Annotated in this window: 14 protein-coding genes and 1 rRNA gene; 1 reads left to right on the forward strand and 14 read right to left on the reverse strand. The window is 41.4% G+C overall.

Features of this window, described 5'->3' with window-relative positions; all coding sequences use genetic code 11:
- The 6 genes from PAN06_RS08430 to PAN06_RS08455 form a co-directional block, all read right to left on the reverse strand.
- A 16S ribosomal RNA gene (locus tag PAN06_RS08430) occupies positions 1-993 on the reverse strand; the annotation flags it as partial.
- Between the two features lie 250 nt (positions 994-1,243).
- On the reverse strand, positions 1,244-2,170 hold the full coding sequence (locus PAN06_RS08435) for an ATP-binding cassette domain-containing protein (RefSeq protein ID WP_003010296.1): 927 nt from the start codon (positions 2,168-2,170) through the stop codon (positions 1,244-1,246).
- A 10-nt stretch (positions 2,171-2,180) separates the two neighbouring features.
- Positions 2,181-3,248 carry an ABC transporter ATP-binding protein gene (locus PAN06_RS08440; protein WP_003010293.1) on the reverse strand — a complete coding sequence of 356 codons (1,068 nt, stop codon included), beginning with the start codon at positions 3,246-3,248 and terminating at the stop codon, positions 2,181-2,183.
- An 11-nt stretch (positions 3,249-3,259) separates the two neighbouring features.
- Positions 3,260-4,186, reverse strand: a complete 927-nt coding sequence (gene oppC, locus PAN06_RS08445) for an oligopeptide ABC transporter permease OppC (RefSeq protein ID WP_201037685.1) — start codon at positions 4,184-4,186, stop codon at positions 3,260-3,262.
- Positions 4,186-5,685, reverse strand: coding sequence for an ABC transporter permease (locus PAN06_RS08450; protein ID WP_023919303.1), 1,500 nt, complete (start codon positions 5,683-5,685; stop codon positions 4,186-4,188). The genes oppC and PAN06_RS08450 overlap by 1 nt, the downstream gene beginning before the upstream one ends.
- Before the next feature lie 73 nt (positions 5,686-5,758).
- Positions 5,759-7,744: a peptide ABC transporter substrate-binding protein gene (locus tag PAN06_RS08455; RefSeq protein ID WP_201037686.1), complete on the reverse strand. Its 1,986-nt coding sequence runs from the start codon at positions 7,742-7,744 to the stop codon at positions 5,759-5,761.
- Positions 7,745-7,949: 205 nt separating this feature from the next.
- Here PAN06_RS08455 and PAN06_RS08460 point away from each other — a divergent pair, with 205 nt between their 5' ends.
- Entirely contained in the window at positions 7,950-9,191 is a 1,242-nt protein-coding gene (locus PAN06_RS08460) for a serine hydrolase (protein ID WP_223325792.1), read from the forward strand.
- A gap of 56 nt (positions 9,192-9,247) precedes the next feature.
- Here PAN06_RS08460 and sufB read toward each other — a convergent pair whose 3' ends face one another.
- The 8 genes from sufB to PAN06_RS08500 form a co-directional block, all read right to left on the reverse strand.
- Positions 9,248-10,660: a Fe-S cluster assembly protein SufB gene (gene sufB / locus PAN06_RS08465; RefSeq protein WP_003010279.1), complete on the reverse strand. Its 1,413-nt coding sequence runs from the start codon at positions 10,658-10,660 to the stop codon at positions 9,248-9,250.
- Positions 10,661-10,692: 32 nt separating this feature from the next.
- Positions 10,693-11,127 (reverse strand): Fe-S cluster assembly sulfur transfer protein SufU, encoded by a 435-nt coding sequence (gene sufU, locus PAN06_RS08470; protein WP_003010276.1) that lies wholly within the window; start codon positions 11,125-11,127, stop codon positions 10,693-10,695.
- On the reverse strand, positions 11,114-12,340 hold the full coding sequence (locus tag PAN06_RS08475; RefSeq protein WP_269796061.1) for a cysteine desulfurase: 1,227 nt from the start codon (positions 12,338-12,340) through the stop codon (positions 11,114-11,116). Before PAN06_RS08475 ends, sufU begins: the two co-directional genes overlap by 14 nt.
- 9 nt (positions 12,341-12,349) lie before the next feature.
- Positions 12,350-13,612, reverse strand: coding sequence for a Fe-S cluster assembly protein SufD (gene sufD, locus PAN06_RS08480; protein WP_269796062.1), 1,263 nt, complete (start codon positions 13,610-13,612; stop codon positions 12,350-12,352).
- A 66-nt stretch (positions 13,613-13,678) separates the two neighbouring features.
- Complete coding sequence (gene sufC, locus PAN06_RS08485; protein WP_003004238.1) at positions 13,679-14,449, reverse strand: Fe-S cluster assembly ATPase SufC; 771 nt, start codon at positions 14,447-14,449, stop codon at positions 13,679-13,681.
- Between the two features lie 135 nt (positions 14,450-14,584).
- Positions 14,585-15,742, reverse strand: coding sequence for an MraY family glycosyltransferase (locus tag PAN06_RS08490; protein ID WP_269796063.1), 1,158 nt, complete (start codon positions 15,740-15,742; stop codon positions 14,585-14,587).
- Positions 15,739-16,476, reverse strand: a complete 738-nt coding sequence (mecA, locus tag PAN06_RS08495) for an adaptor protein MecA (RefSeq protein WP_003004768.1) — start codon at positions 16,474-16,476, stop codon at positions 15,739-15,741. The genes PAN06_RS08490 and mecA overlap by 4 nt, the downstream gene beginning before the upstream one ends.
- A 135-nt stretch (positions 16,477-16,611) precedes the next feature.
- A complete protein-coding gene (locus PAN06_RS08500; RefSeq protein ID WP_251458533.1) occupies positions 16,612-17,448 on the reverse strand; it encodes an undecaprenyl-diphosphate phosphatase in 837 nt (278 codons plus the stop codon).
- Positions 17,449-17,532: the final 84 nt, after the last annotated feature.

A 17,532-nucleotide genomic window follows, 5' to 3' on the forward strand; every position in this document is an offset into this window, starting at 1 on the left:
TGGTAAGGTTCTTCGCGTTGCTTCGAATTAAACCACATGCTCCACCGCTTGTGCGGGCCCCCGTCAATTCCTTTGAGTTTCAACCTTGCGGTCGTACTCCCCAGGCGGAGTGCTTAATGCGTTAGCTGCGGCACTGAGTCCCGGAAAGGACCCAACACCTAGCACTCATCGTTTACGGCGTGGACTACCAGGGTATCTAATCCTGTTTGCTCCCCACGCTTTCGAGCCTCAGCGTCAGTTACAGACCAGAGAGCCGCTTTCGCCACCGGTGTTCCTCCATATATCTACGCATTTCACCGCTACACATGGAATTCCACTCTCCCCTTCTGCACTCAAGTTAAACAGTTTCCAAAGCGTACTATGGTTAAGCCACAGCCTTTAACTTCAGACTTATCTAACCGCCTGCGCTCGCTTTACGCCCAATAAATCCGGATAACGCTCGGGACCTACGTATTACCGCGGCTGCTGGCACGTAGTTAGCCGTCCCTTTCTGGTAAGTTACCGTCACAGTGTGAACTTTCCACTCTCACACTCGTTCTTCTCTTACAACAGAGCTTTACGATCCGAAAACCTTCTTCACTCACGCGGCGTTGCTCGGTCAGGGTTGCCCCCATTGCCGAAGATTCCCTACTGCTGCCTCCCGTAGGAGTCTGGGCCGTGTCTCAGTCCCAGTGTGGCCGATCACCCTCTCAGGTCGGCTATGTATCGTCGCCTTGGTGAGCCGTTACCTCACCAACTAGCTAATACAACGCAGGTCCATCTCTTAGTGATGCATTTGCACCTTTCAAATCAATATCATGCGATATCGACTTTTATGCGGTATTAGCTATCGTTTCCAATAGTTATCCCCCGCTAAGAGGCAGGTTACCTACGCGTTACTCACCCGTTCGCAACTCATCCGCTCGGTGCAAGCACCAAGCTTCAGCGTTCTACTTGCATGTATTAGGCACGCCGCCAGCGTTCATCCTGAGCCAGGATCAAACTCTCATTAAAATAATTGTTTGTCTTAAACTCATTCTGTCACTGACAGATTTATTGTTTTTTTATTGTTCAGTTACTATAACCTTAGTTATAGCGCCCTGCACATTGGTTCGTCTTGTTCAGTTTTCAAAGGTCTTTGTCGCTCTCGCGCGACAACTATATTAGTATATCATGACCTCTCCTTACTGTCAACACTTTTTCTCAAAAAAATTTATTTTTTTGAAAGTTTTTTTGAAATAAAAAAATAGAGAGGGAATCCTCTCTATTTATATTCTTGTCTGTATTTGTTTTCTTCAGCTTTGTTAGCCCATACATAATGACCTGGTTTAATTTCAACCATTTGTGGTTTATCTTCAGAGTAATCATGTTGTTCTGGATCGTAGATTTTTAGAACTTTTTTACGTTCTAGAATTGGATCTGGAATTGGGACTGCTGAAAGTAGGGATTGGGTGTATGGATGGATTGGGTGATTAAATAGCTCTTCAGTTTCTGCTACTTCTACAATAACCCCTTTATAGATAACTGCAATACGGTCAGAAATGAAGCGCACAACTGACAAGTCATGGGCGATAAAGAGATAGGTCAAGCCTAATTCTCTTTGGAATTTTTTCAAAAGGTTCAAGACCTGTGCACGTACTGAAACGTCAAGGGCTGAGATTGGTTCATCCGCAATGACAAATTCTGGTTCCATGACAAGAGCACGGGCAATACCGATCCGTTGACGTTGACCACCTGAGAATTCGTGAGGATAACGTGTCAAATGTTCTGCTAGAAGCCCAACTTCATGCATAATATTTTTTACTTTTTCCTGACGTTCTTCTTCGCTGTTAAACAAATGGTGGTTGATCAAACCTTCGGAGATAATATAATCAACTGTAGCACGTTCATTCAAACTTGCTGCTGGGTCTTGGAAGATCATTTGAATTTTACGGATCAACTCTGATTTTTCACTATGAGAGTTTTTTCCGTTGATCTTGCGACCGTCATAAATAATTTCTCCAGCACTTGTATCATTCAGACCGATGATCGCACGTCCAATTGTTGTCTTCCCACTTCCTGATTCACCAACAAGAGAGAAAGTTTCTCCCTTATTAATGAAAAAGTTGGCGTTCTTTACAGCAACGAATTTTTTACTTCCTTCACCGAAGGAAATTTCTAAATCTTTAATTTCAACTAATTTTTCAGTCATTTCCTTCCTCCTATTCTGTAATGTGAGTGAAGCCCATTTTTGAGCCAATCTTTTCGTGAAGGTTTTCGATTACTTCTGGTTTATGAACTGTTGGTGCATCTGGATGGAGCAACCATGTCTTAGCCCAGTGAGTATCGGTTACTTTGAAAGCAGGTGCCTCTTCTTCAAAATCAATCTGCATCGCATAGTCTGAACGAAGTGCAAAAGCATCTCCTTTAATCGGAGCATACAATGAAGGCGGAGTTCCTGGAATAGAGTAAAGATCACCATCTGAGGTTGACAATTGAGGCAAGCTTGAAAGCAAGCTCCATGTGTAGGGATGTTTTGGATCGTAGAAAATTTCTTCTACTTTACCAAACTCAACAATTTCTCCAGCATACATAACGGCTACTTTATCTGCAATACTTGCAACCACACCTAAGTCGTGGGTGATAAAGATAACTGTAAATTGGTATTCTTTTTGAAGGGATTTCAACAAATCAATGATTTGCGCTTGAATGGTTACGTCAAGGGCTGTTGTTGGTTCGTCACAGATTAAAATATCTGGACGGCAGGCCAAGGCGATGGCAATAACGATCCGTTGACGCATCCCACCTGAATATTGGAATGGATACTCATCAAAACGACGTTCAGCATCTGGAATTCCAACTTTCTCCATATAGTCCAAAGCCATTTCTTTGGCTTCTTTAGCTGTTTTCCCTTGGTGTTTGATAATGACTTCTGTAATTTGTGAACCAATTGTGTTGATTGGGTCCAAACTTGTCATTGGGTCTTGGAAAATTGTAGCGATCTTAGATCCACGAATATTTTCCCAATCTTTATTCGATTTCAAATCTGTCAATTCTTGACCACGGTATTTAATCGAACCTTGAGCAATACGGCCGTTATCTTCTAACATTCCGGTGAACGTTTTTGTCAAAACTGATTTCCCTGAACCTGACTCACCAACTAAGGCAAGAACTTCACCTTCTTCTAGCTCAAGCGATACGCCACGAATAGCTGTCAATACGCGATCGCGCACGTCAAATTCCACTACGATATCTTGAGCAGATAAAATAATATTGTTATTTGATGTCATATCTACTCCTCCTATCTATGTGTACGTGGGTCGCTGGCATCGGCCAAGTTTTGTCCGACGATAAAGAATGACAAGGATACTAAAATCAAAACGGTAAGCGGAATCCAGAATAGGTAGGCATTTGTAGTTACGTTTTGAGAATAGTCAGAAATCAACCGTCCCAAACTTGGAACTGTAATTGGAAGACCAAGTCCGAAGAAGGAAAGGAAAGCTTCGTAAGAAATAAAACTTGGTAACATTTGTGATGTTTGGGTCACGATTACAGATACCAATTGAGGTAAAATATTTTTCGTAACAATTTTCAAAGTTGGCGTTCCTAATGTTCGACTGGCCAAGTTGTACTCCAAATCACGGTAACGCATGATTTGAACACGAATCATGTAGGCAATTCCGATCCATCCTGTTAAGGACATGGCAAGAATCAAGTTCCAGAAACCAGATCCCATTGAGTAAGTCAAGACGATAACGATCAACATAAATGGAATGTTTGAAATAACGTTATAAACTTCCATCATGATACGGTCGATGGATTTTGAGATTCCCCAAATTCCACCAACGATGACTCCGACCACCACGTTAATAACAGTTGCGATAAAGGAAATGATAATAGAATTTCGAGCACCAAACCAAACTCCATCAAAGAGGGATTTACCGTTGTTATCTGTACCAAATAGTGCTTTCCCACTTGGTGGATTCAAACGAGCAGTAAAGTCATTGACCTTACTAACATCATTGTAATCAAAATTTGAAAACATAGGGTAGATAAAACTCATCAAGAGAATCCCAATCAAAACAGCAAGCATAATGATCGTGGTTCTTTTCTTAAAGAATTGTCTGAATACAGATTTCCAGTATGAATATGCTGGAGCATCGATTACTTCAGAGGCAAAGTCATCGCGTTTTACAAACTGAAATTTATTTTTATCGATTGTAGCCATTATTTGCCTCCTTTCGTATTCGTTAATTTAATCCGTGGGTCAAGTACCGTCATCAAGATATCACCTAACATGGCAGCAAAGATACCAAGCGATGTGAAGATGAAGACAAGTCCGATAACCATGGTGTTGTTTGATGCTTTAATAGAGTCAATCAACATTTTACCCATACCTGGGAAAGCGAAGACTGTTTCAGTAAGTGTCGCACCTGAGATAACTCCAATAATAGATGTCGGGATACCAGATACCAATGGAACCATCGCATTTTTGAAGATGTGTTTTTTTGAAATCTCACGTTCTGATAATCCTTTTGAACGAGCAAAACGGACGAAATCTTGTGAATGGATATCAATCATGTAACGACGAATCCAAACGGCGTTAAATGGTGCACTCAATAAACCAAGAATCAGGGACGGCAATACATATGAACGCCAATCCTGTGCTCCAAGAACTGGGAATGAGTCTGGAAGCCCAAAGAATGAACCTGCTAAACGGACAATGTAGACCGAAGCAATGGTTGGGAGAGACATCATAAATGTCAAAGCAGCTGTTGAGATGCTATCAAACCATGAGTTCTTGAACAGAGCCATGTAAGATCCTAATGGGATCGCAATCAAATAAGAAATTGCAATACCAATCAAACCAATGATTGAAGAAGATGCAATCATGGATGGATTCTCATAGTTGCTCAAAGTTGCTGTATACGCATCCCCTTTACCAAATCGACTGATATCTTGTGAATCTGCCTTACTTGGTGATTTGTAGGTACGTGAGTAGATATCAATTGATGATGTTTTCTTACCTGTTGGGAAGTTCACTTCACTCTTCTTAGTCGTTCCTTGTCCTTGGGTAATAACTTGAAGAACTGGGGTATTTGAATATGTTGGATATGAATTTCCTAGGTTTAAGGTCACAAAGTTTTGGTGTACATATGGGAATTGACCGTTGAAGTACAAAAGATATTTATGTTTCGTTCCAGAACCCACTACAGACCATCCAATAGACGGATCATTTTCAATGCGGATATAGCGTTTGAGGTTTGGATTTGAAGCATCTTTCACCCAACCTGGATGATCAAATTGAATCAAATTCGCATAGAAGCTGACGACACGTTCAAAAACTGGAATTTCACGCACTGCATAGAAAGACTTACTTTCTGGGAAACGTTTCAACTGCCAACCATGACCTAATTTGTTAATGTATTCTTTATAGATCTTTTCATTAGCAGTAGTCGCATCAACTGTTACAGAAGAATCTTCTTTACTTGCTTTTTGTTGCAAGCTCTTTGAATCCATGTATTCCAAATAACCCATGCGATCATAGACTGTATTTTCGTAGTTGATCTTCGAATCTTTTGTCTTCGCTACTTTATTGTAGTTAGGGTCATTTTTAAAGATGAGATTTCTCGGTGTTAGCGTATAGATAATCATGTAGGTTAATGTCGTGACGAGAAAGATCGACACTAACGAACGCAAAATACGCATAAAAACATATTTTTTCATATTTCATTCCTTTAATGTCCAAAAGAACTTTCTCCCCTAGAAGAGAAAGTTCTAATGAAAAGCAATAATTTAATTATTTAACGTGTTTTTCAAGATCTTGTTGAGCTTTTTTGTTTGACTCAGCTTTTTCTTTTTGCCATTTTTCACGTGCTTGTTCGTATTGTTTCTTAGTAACAGGTTCATCCTGAACTTCTACATATTTGAAGTAAGCTGATCCTTTGTTACCTGTTTGAGCTGATGGGCCAGAGAATGGAACCACTTTAGAAACAACTGTTGCTGCGCCTGTGCTTGACATTGTTGGGATTACCAAGGCACTGTCACTCAACCAAGCTTGAGCAGCAGCATATTTTTCGTAACGTTTAGCTACATCAAGTGATTCGCTATTAGCATCTGCAAGAAGTTTCGCATACTCATCCAAGCCAACTGCTTTGGCTGAAGCATTATCTACACCACCTGCAAAACCAAGGTAGACTTTTGTTTGGTCTTCTGATGATGGTTGAAGAGTATCAAGGTAAGTTGATGGATCATCGTAGTCTGGGTTCCATCCGACCAATCCTTGAAGATCCCAATCTGCATCTGCAGCTGATGGAACATTCAATGTGATGTTCAACACCTCGTCTTGGTCCATCATTTGAAGGTCAAGGACAACATTGTCTTTACCAAGAGTATCTTCCACTGTTTGTTTCAATGATTGCATCCGTGAAACAAAGTTTGTAGAGTTTTGTGCTACTGGTACGTCAATATGAATTGGGAATTGAACGCCATCTTTTTGAAGTTCAGCTTTTGCTTTTTCAAGTTGTGCTTTTGCTTTGTCTTTGTTGTAAAGACCGTCTTGACCATCTGCAAGGTTGACACCTTTCCATTGATCACCATATGTACTCAATTTATCTGCAACCACATCTCCAAAGTCTTTTCCATTCACTTGCACAAAGGCTGGAGCTGTGTAGGTATTACGGATAGCTGGTTTAGCAAATGCTTTACTATTTACTTGCGCTGAGTAGTTTTCACGGTTCAAGGCAAAAGTGATAGCTTGACGGAAATCTTTGTTCAAGATTGCTTTCTTAGTTGCAGTCTTTTCAGCATCTGATTTCTTAGCAGTGTGTTTGTATGATTGACGGTCAATGTTGAAACCAAGAACCGCTACCCCTGAACCAGCCGGTGTATTATAGATGTTGTCTTTGTATTTTTTAGATACAGTTGCAAAGTTTGAACTTGCCGGGAAAAGACGAGCAGCTGTATAAGCACCATCAGAGAAACCACGCGCCAATGAATCTTGGTCTGATCCATCATAATAAGTGAGTTTCACTTCTTTAAGGTGAACGTTTTTCTTATCCCAGTAGTTGTCATTCTTTTCAAATACAACAGATGATTTTGATGTAATAGATTTAAGAAGGAAAGGTCCGTTTGCAAGGATTGATTTCACATCGTTTGGTTGACCAAAATCATCTCCCTTACTCTTCAAGAACTCTGTGCTAATTGGGAACAAGATTCCGTTTGTTGTTTTAGAGTTCCAGAAGGTTTCAGGTTTGTTCAATGTATATTGAAGTGTGTAATCATCAACAGCTTTGACACCAACTTGGCTAAAGTCTGTAGTTTTTCCTTGTACATAATCATCCAAGCCTTTGACAGAACCTTGAACAAGTGAAAGGGTTTCAGATTTTTTATCAGCAGCGTGTTTCAAACCAGTTACGAAGTCTTTGGCAGTCACTTCACCATGTTCTTCACCATCTGCATCGTACCATTTAACACCCTTACGAATCTTGTAGGTATAAGTCAAACCATCTTTTGAAACAGACCAATCTTCTGCAAGTGATGGCACAAGATTTCCATACTTGTCATTTGCCATCAAACCATCTACGACATTTGTAGTGATATCATGTGTAGCAGCTTTAGAAGATACAGTGTAGTCCAAAGTTTGAGGATCATCTGTGTAGACATAACCATAGTTTTTGTCTTCACCTGAGCTTGCTTTACTAGTATTTGAACCAGAACATGCAGCCAACAATCCAGCTGCAAGGAGTGTTACTCCGGCAACTGCGAATACTTTACCTTTTTTCATAGGAATTCTCCAATAGTTTTTTTAGATTTGTTTAAGATTATATCACAACTAAAAAAAAAAGTAAACTAAATTTTCTGAATATTCGCTTCAACACCATCCAAAAGCCTTGCTATGACTGATTTTTTAGCCTAATTGATGATTTTACGATTTTCCATTAATCATTTGTATGATACAATAGAGAGGACTAAGCAACGAGGAAACAACTGTGAAAAAATTCTTTCTTTCTTTTTTAACCTTCATCCTGCTGTTATGCAGTTTACCTTATCAAGTAGTTCTGGCAGATGAGCTAGAACTTCCTGCTCAAAGTGCTATTGCTGTTGAAGCTGATACAGGTAAAATTTTATATGAAAAGGATTCAGAGAAAAAGCGAGATGTGGGGGGACTATCTACACTCTTGACCACTTATCTGATTTTCGAAGCTATTCATGAAAAAAAACTTTCTCTAAAAGATCCTATCAAACTGTCTGAGAAAGCTCTGGCCTTAAATGATATCGAAGGTGCTGGTACTCTTCCTATGGAGGCAAACCAATATACAGTTGAACAGTTATTGACTGCTCTTTTAGTTGGAAATTCTAGCACTGCTGCCTTGGCCTTAGCTGAGAAAGTGGGTGGCTCTGAGAAAAGCTTCGTTGAAATGATGAAGCAAAAATTGTCTACCTGGGGCATTAAATCTCCCCACTTGATCAACGCGACAGGCTTAAATACACAAACCATCAGTGGAGATCCTGAAGGGAAAGAGGATGAAAATCAATTGAGTGCTTATGATATTGCTGTTATTGCCAAGCACTTACTCCAGGATTTTCCTGAAGTGACCAAATATACTTCAAAACCCACTGCTCTTTTTTCAAACACGCAGATTGAAAACCCCAACCTGATGCTAGAAGGCATGCCGAATTACCGTTCTGGAGTTGATGGCCTACGGGTCAGCAACTCTACCAAAGGTGGCATCACCTTTGCTGCATCAACAACGCAAAATGGCATCCATATGATCACTGTTGTCCTAGGAGTGGAGGCAGTTGACGGTGATCCGTATGCACGTTTTGTGGCTACTTCTTCTCTGATGAACTACGTGGTACGGACCTTTGTTTCTTCCATTGTCGTCAAAGAAGGAGATCCCTACGGAAAAAGTAAGGCAACTATCATGGATGGGAAGTCAGATACTGTTTTAGCTGTTGCAAAAAAAGACTTCTATATCGTCGAAAAACAAGGTAGTCAAGCGGAACCAAAAATTCAATTCAAGAGTGACCAAGAATCATTCCGAGCACCTGTCAAATCAGGCACTAATCTTGGAAAATTACACTACACTGATCCAGATAAAATCGGACGTGGCTACTTAGAAGATCAAGAGCCAACGGTCGATATGGTAGCAGGAAGAACCATTGAGAAAAGCTTCTTCTTAAAAGTTTGGTGGAATGAATTCGTCCGTTATGTCAACGAAAAATTATAAGCAAAAAAATCACAATGGAGTCAAATCCATTGTGATTTTTGATTGATGAAAATGAATTATCCTACAGATCCTTCCATTTCGTAGCTAATGAGTCGGTTTAACTCAACGGCATATTCCATTGGAAGTTCTTTTGTAAAGGGCTCTACAAATCCCATGACAATCATTTCTGTCGCTTCTGATTCAGACAAACCACGACTCATCAAATAATACAGTTGTTCTTCTGAGATTTTTGAAACCTTGGCTTCGTGCTCCAAAGCAACTTGTGAGTTGTGGATTTCATTAAATGGAATCGTATCTGATGCAGATAAATCATCCATGATAATGGTGTCACACTCGATGTGAGAAACTGATTTCTTGGAATTTTTGTTAAAGGTAACTTGTCCACGGTAGTCTACCTTTCCGCCACCTTTCGCGATGGATTTAGATACGATAGACGAGCTAGTGTGAGGTGCATTGTGGATCATCTTGGCACCTGTATCTTGGTGTTGACCTGCATTCGCAAAGGCAATGGACAACATGGTCCCGCGCGCTCCTTCTCCATCTAGATAAACAGATGGGTACTTCATGGTTGTCTTCGCACCTAGGTTTCCATCGATCCACTCAACTGTAGCATCTTTTTGGGCTTTGGCCCGCTTGGTGACCAAGTTATAGACATTGTCAGACCAGTTTTGGATGGTCGTGTAGCGCATATAAGCACCATCCAAGGCAAAGATCTCAACAATCGCTGCATGGAGGCTATTGCTTGAGTAGGTAGGCGCTGTACAGCCTTCTACATAGTGAACACTTGCTCCCTCATCCACGATAATCAACGTGCGCTCAAACTGACCTGTATTTTCATTGTTGATACGGAAGTAAGTTTGAAGGGGAACGTCTACTTTTACGCCTTTTGGTACATAAATGAAGGTTCCACCAGACCAGACTGCTGAGTTGAGGGCAGCCAATTTGTTATCCGTTGGCGGTACTAACTTCGCAAAATACTGTTTGAAAAGGTCTGGGTATTCTTTTAGGGCAGAATCCGTATCGGTAAAGATAATCCCCAACTTTTCAAACTCTTCTTTCATATTGTGGTAAACCACTTCTGATTCATACTGAGCAGAAGCCCCTGCTAGGTAAGCACGTTCCGCTTCAGGAATCCCGATACGCTCAAAGGTTTCCTTGATTTTCTCTGGAACTTCGTCCCATGAACGGGCAGGTTTATCCGAAGGTTTTTGATAATAGATCAAATCATCAAAGTCAATCTCTGATAGATCGGCTCCCCAGGTTTGCATGGGCATCTTTTTGAAGGTTTCAAAAGATTTCAAACGGAATTCGAGCATCCATTCTGGTTCATTTTTTGCTGCAGACAATTCACGAATAACCGCTTCATTCAATCCCTTCCCGGTAGAGAGAATGGGTTGAACGTCATCGTGAAATCCAAATTTATATTCACCGAGATCAATTGGTTTCGGTTCGACTCTTTCTTCAGCCATAATTTCCTTTCTTTCTCTGTTTCTTCTTTTAATTATTTGCTACGTTCGATCGCTTTTTTAAGAGCATTCCAGGAGAGGGTCGCACATTTAATCCGTTGTGGGAATTTTGAGACTCCAGATAAGAAGGCTGCATCTCCCAACTCCTCTTGCCGAGGATCTGATTGACCTTGGACCATTTCTGAAAAGACCTGTGCCAATTCTTCGACTTCCTCTTTTGTTTTTCCCATTACAGCATCTGTCATCATGCTAGCTGAAGCTGTTGAGATCGTACATCCTGAATTAACAAAGGCGATATCTTCCACCCTGTCATTCTCATCAAATTTCACACTTAACTGGATCACATCTCCACAAGTTGGATTGTTGAGTTGGATCTGATCAACATCTTCAATCTGGCCCTGATGGTGAGGGTGTTTTGAATGGTCAGCTACGACCGCCATGTACAGCGAATCTAATTTAGAAAGTGCCATTGAAAAACTCCTTTGCTTTGATCAATGCCTCAATTAATTTATCACAGTCCGCTTTGGTGTTGTAGATATAAAAACTTGCTCTCGTTGTCGCTGGGACTTGTAGGTATTGAAGAAGCGGTTGTGCACAGTGGTGACCTGCACGAACGGCAATCCCTTCATAATCTAGTGCTGTTGCTAAGTCATGCGGATGGAGATCTCCTAGATTGAAGGAAATGACGCCAGAACGTTGGGCTAAGTCTTGGGAACCATAGATGGTCAAGCCTTCGATCGCCTGTAATTTTGGAAACACATAAGCAATCAATTCTTGCTCATGCGCTTCTACTTGGTCCATACCCAGCTCTTCTAAGTAATCGATTGCTGCACCAAGACCAATTGCACCAGCCATATTGGGTGTTCCAGCTTCAAATTTCCAAGGTAATTCCTTCCAAGAGGCAGATTGTTCGTAAACAAAGTCAATCATCTCGCCCCCAAACTCGATCGGAGACATTCGCTCTAAGATTTCTTCCTTCCCATAGAGGACACCAATCCCTGTTGGTGCAGCCATCTTGTGGCCAGAAAAAGCAAAGAAATCCGCATCTAAGTCTTGTACATCAATGGCCATATGAGGGGTTGATTGAGCCCCATCTACGACCACGATCGCTCCAACTTCATGAGCTAATCGAGCAATTTCCTTGATCGGATTGACCACCCCTAAGACATTGGAAGCATGGGTGATGGAGACAAATTTTGTCTTCTCACTAAGCTTACTCTTTAAGTCCTGCATATCCAGTAAGCCATCTTTTAGATAGACATAGACCAGTTTTGCTCCTGTCTTCTTGCAGGCTTGCTGCCAAGGAATGATATTGGAGTGATGTTCCATGATGGAAATCAGGACTTCATCCCCTTCCTTTAGGACTTCTTCAGCGTAGCGTGCCACCCAGTTGAGTCCGGTCGTTGTCCCTCTTGTAAAGAGCACTTCCTTGGTTGATGAAGCCTTGATAAATTTTCTGACTTTCTCACGCGCTGCCTCATAGGCTGCTGTCGCTCGTTCAGCCAAAGTATGGACTCCACGGTGGACATTGGCGTTATCTTGCAAATAATAGTGATTAACGGCTTCAAGAACACGTTTAGGTTTTTGCGTCGTCGCTGCATTATCTAGATAAACCAAAGGCTCATCGTGAACTAGTTGATCGAGAATGGGAAAATCTTGAGCAATCGTATTTTTATCTAGCATTGTTTCTCCTTAGCGTTGAGATAACTTTTCTTCAATGGTGGCAATCATTTCGTCACGTACTTCTTTAACTGGGATTTCAACAATAACAGATCCCAAGAAACCACGCACCACTAAGCGTTCTGCTGTGTGTTGATCCAGACCACGACTCATGAGGTAATACATATCTTCTGGGTCCACTTGACCGATCGATGCAGCATGGCCTGCTGTGACATCATTTTCATCAATCAAGAGGATTGGGTTGGCATCTGAACGCGCTTGATCCGATAACATCAAGACACGGCTTTCTTGCTGGGCATCTGCTCCTTTAGCCCCCTTGATAATATGACCAATTCCATTGAAGGTCAAGGTTCCTTTTTCAAGAATAACTCCGTGTTGCAAGATGTTTCCGATCGAGTTGCAACCAAAGTTAGTCACACGTGTGTCAATTCCTTGCACCTGACGACCGCTTGATAAGGCAACGACTTTCAAATCTGCATGACTTCCGTTTCCAACCAAGTCACTGTCAAAATCTGCAACCACGTTACCTTCGTTCATAACACCGATAGCCCAATCAATGCTGGCATCCTGACCTAGTTTCCCACGTCGACTGATGTAGGCTGTGACATTTCCACCCAGACGGTCAATCGCCGCAAATTTCACTTGGGCACCTGAGCGGGCAATCACCTCAACCGTCACATTAGCAGTTGCTGTTGCTGAACCTTCACCTTTTGATTCTAGGCGTTCCAAATAGCTAAACTTGCTGTTTTTGCCTGCAATAATCAAAATGTGTTTATTAAAAGGTACATCACTATCACTATCCTGGTAGAAAATACCTTCAATTGGTTCTGAAATTTCGACATTGTCTGGAACATAAAGGACAGCCCCACTATTAAAATAAGCCGTGTGGTAAGCTGCTAGTTTATCATCATCGTATTTAACGGAAGACATGAAGTAGTCTTCCACCACCTGCGGAATTTCTTCTAGGGCAGAATGGAAATCTGTGAAAAGGACTCCTTGGTCTGCCAAGGCTTGTGGCACCTGTTCAAATACAGTTTGAGTTCCAACTTGGACCAATTTTAAGTTTGAATCGAGGGCTGTAAAATCAGGAACATTGGCAGAAGCCTCGCTTTCTGTGATCGTCCCATCTCCAAGATTCCAGCGGTGGAATTTGACACGTTCAATGGCTGGCAATTCCAACTGATCGATCTTGTCAAAAGCTTTTTTTCGTAAATCTTGCAGCCAGCTTGGCTCAGCATGCAGTTCCGAAAAGAGGGTAATATTTTCAATACTCATTTTTTTCTCCTAATAAAGATACTATCTGTTTGATTTTATGACAACATTAGATCACTTGTCATCAGGTTATAGTTCTTCTTTATAGTCGTAACCGAGTTCTTCTGCGAGTTGGGCATAGCCTTCACGTTCCAAGCGTGCAGCCAATTCTGGTCCACCTGAAAGCACGACACGACCTTCCATCATCACATGAACGACGTCAGGAGTAATATAGTTCAACAAACGTTGGTAGTGGGTGATGATCATCGCTCCAAAACCTTCACCCCGCATTGCATTAACCCCTTTAGATACGACCTTAAGAGCATCGATATCCAAACCAGAGTCAATTTCGTCCAAAAGGGCAAATGTTGGCTCCAACATCAACAATTGAAGGATTTCATTGCGTTTTTTCTCACCACCTGAGAAGCCTTCGTTCAAATAGCGTTCTGCCATTTCTTCTTTCATGTTGAGCAGTTCCATCTTTTCATCCAATTTTTTGATGAAATCACGAATAGAGATCTTCTCGTCCTCTTCTTTACCAGCATTCATGGCTGCACGTAAAAATTCTGCATTGGTAATCCCTGGGATTTCTGAAGGGTATTGCATAGCAAGGAACAAGCCCATCCGTGCACGTTCGTCTACTTCCAATTCCAAGATGTTGACACCATCAAAGAGAATCTCCCCTTTGGTTACTTCATAATTTGGGTTTCCCATAATGGCAGCTGACAGAGTAGATTTCCCTGTTCCGTTTGGTCCCATGATGGCTGCGATCTCACCAGTTTTTAGGGTCAGGTTTACACCTTTTAAAATTTCTTTGCCTTCAATTTCAACGTGAAGGTCTTTAATTTCTAATGTCGACATTGCATTCCCTTTCTTTTTACTTTGAAGTCTGGAAGATTTCTCAAAGCATCGATTCCTTCATCACAAAGTATTTTTTTACCTTTCAAGTATATCAAAAAAAAGCCTAAATGGCTTTTCTTTTGATTAGAACTATTCTTATTTAGTTTTTTCTTTTCGTTTTTGACGAACTTCCTCCCGATAGGAAGAATTCCCTATATAGCGCAGAAGATTTAACAAAGGACTATGATGTGGCCCCAGAACCCCGATCAATTCTGCTAACAGCTCTACTCCAAACAAGAGCCCGATCACAAGTAGGATGCCCCCAATGCGGCTCGAGATATTGAGCAAGAGAGAAATCAAGGAGAAGATCATCGAAATCCCATAGATCACAAGCACAGTTCCCCGATGTGTCAAGCCCAGAGAAAGAAGTCGGTGGTGCAAGTGATTGCGATCCGGTTTATAAAATTTTTGACCAGACAGGGTCCGACGGATAATGGCTAAAAAGGTATCTGTAATCGGTACTCCGAGGATAATCATGGGCGTGACTACCGCAACTGCCGTTGCATTTTTCAAACCTTGCAAGGACAAGACAGAAATCATGAATCCAATAAACAAGGCACCGGTGTCTCCCAAATAGAGAATGGCTGGATGGTAGTTAAAGGGAAAGAAGCCAGCTATGGACGCAACCAAGACAAAGATCGTCATGGTCAGAAAGAGATTGGGTACTGGAAGAAAGAAATAGGACACAATCCCCATTGTCACGAGGGAAATAATAGAGACCCCACTCACCAAGCCATCTAATCCATCAATCAGATTGACTGCATTGGTAATGGCAACAATCCAAATCACCGTCAAAAGATACGATAGCCATGGTTCAAAATGAAGTAAGGGACCACCGAATGGAATCTTAAAATCATTCAGCCGAAAATCTGTCAAAAACCAGACCAGACTCGCTGCCAGCAGGATGCCGATCATCTTTTTCTTGGCAGACAACTCTTTTACATCATCGATCAAGCCAGTGAGAGCGATAATCCATCCCGCTCCTACGACCGGCAAGGTATAGGATAGGTAACTTTTGATTGGTGCGGTAGTGGATGTCAGCATAGGAATAAAGACGAGAGTCGCAATCGAAAAAGCGATCACAATAGACAGTCCACCCGCGCTTGGCATGGGTTTGGTATTGATCCGACGCGCATTCGGATAATCTACGGCATCAATCTTAAAGGAGAATAGGCGAACCAAGGGCGTCAATACCAAGGCAATCACAAAAGTCCCAATCAGCACCAGAACAAATTGCAAGGAAAAGGACATCATAAGCTAGCAACTTTCTTCAAATTCTCAATCGCACCAGACACCATTAATAAATGACCATGTTCCTGCAGAACTGCCCGTGTCACTTCTGAATCATCCGCATACTCCCGAATGATGGCAAGTAACCAGGTTGGATATTGATTTGGTTGATCCTCTGTATCGATCAAGACGGTTAAATAATAATCGGATCCCATTTTGTATAATTCAGAGGTATCCACTGGAAAGCTGACCGTTTTTGAAAAGGCAACTGCTTGCTGGATATTTGAAAAACGCAAAATGTAATAAATATACTGACTTACTGGTGCTTCAGATGTAGGATCTTGTTCTTGATTGTCCCGTAACTCTTCTTGTTCCAAATGGTGAATAGCTTCTGCATCCCCTTTTGTCTTATCAGAGATTGTTTTTTCCAGGGTTTTGATAAATTCATCTGGCGTCATGCGCGACAACTCTTCCATATCAGGAAGATCTGATAAATCCTCAAAATCCAATTGTTGGTCAATTTTTGATTTGGTAACAAAAACATCCAGTTTATCTGGTTTTGGTGTCACACGAAAACTCAGCATCCCGCTATCCAGGAAGCTTTCTGGCATTTCGAGTTCATCCAAAATGGCGTAGAAAAACTCTTCTGTTTTTTCTTGTGGGACAAGGAAATCAGCAATTTCCATCCCACGTTCTTCTAAGTCTTCTAGTTGGATCGTGATCTTAATAGTTGAATCACTAATTTGCTTCATCTTCATAGCATAACCTCATACTTCTAGTCTTACTATTATACTAAAAAATTGGATAGAATTCAAAAAAAGGATGCATAGAAAAGAGGTCGGGACAAAAGTCTCCAACCTCAGAAAACAATTTGATCAAGTTCAACCGTTCTCTTAGAAAATAATACGGAAGAGTCCATACAATAGCAAAATGGAACCAAGAACGATCCGGTATTTCCCAAAGACAGTGAAATCATGATTTTTCACATAATCTGTCAAGAAGCGGATAGCATACATGCTGACCACAAAGGCCACTCCCATCGCTACCAGTAGAATAAAGAGTTGCCCCAGTGCTAGTGAATGTCCGCCAAGAGCGAATTTTCCAACCTTTAAGAGGCTAGCCCCAAACATGGCTGGAATCCCCAAATAAAAGGTAAATTCTGTCACCACTGGGCGGCTAACACCATTGATCAAGCCACCTACAATCGTAGCACCTGAACGGCTTGTTCCTGGAAATAGCGATAAAACTTGGAAGAGTCCGATATAAAGAGCTGTTCGATAAGGAAGCTTATGCAATTCCGTTACTGCTGGCTCAACTTGTTCCCGTCTTTCCAGATAGATAAAGGCAATCCCGTAGGTGATCAACATAATCGCAACGGAAATCGAATTGTGGAAATGCGCCTCAAACCAATCATCCAATTTAAAAACAAAGACAAGAGGGAGGGTTGCAACCGCAACTTTTGCCCATAATTGCCAAGTCCGACGTACTTCTAGTGGAGATTTACCAGGTTTGAAGGGATATAATTTATCGAAATAAATCACCACAACCGCTAGGATCGCACCCAATTGGATCACGACATTGAACATCTCCATAAAGGCTGGATCTTGATTTTTAAACTGCACAAAATCCTGTAACAGAATCAAGTGACCTGTACTTGAGATCGGTAACCATTCTGTAATCCCCTCGACAATCCCAAAAAGAACCGCCTTGATTAATTCGATCAGAAACATCTTTTTCTCCTAAACTTACATTTGCTCTATTATATCATAAATCTATGGACTGGACCAGGCCTTCTAAACTAGAAGGGAAAGAGC

Source organism: Streptococcus sp. SM3, from assembly GCF_027497875.1.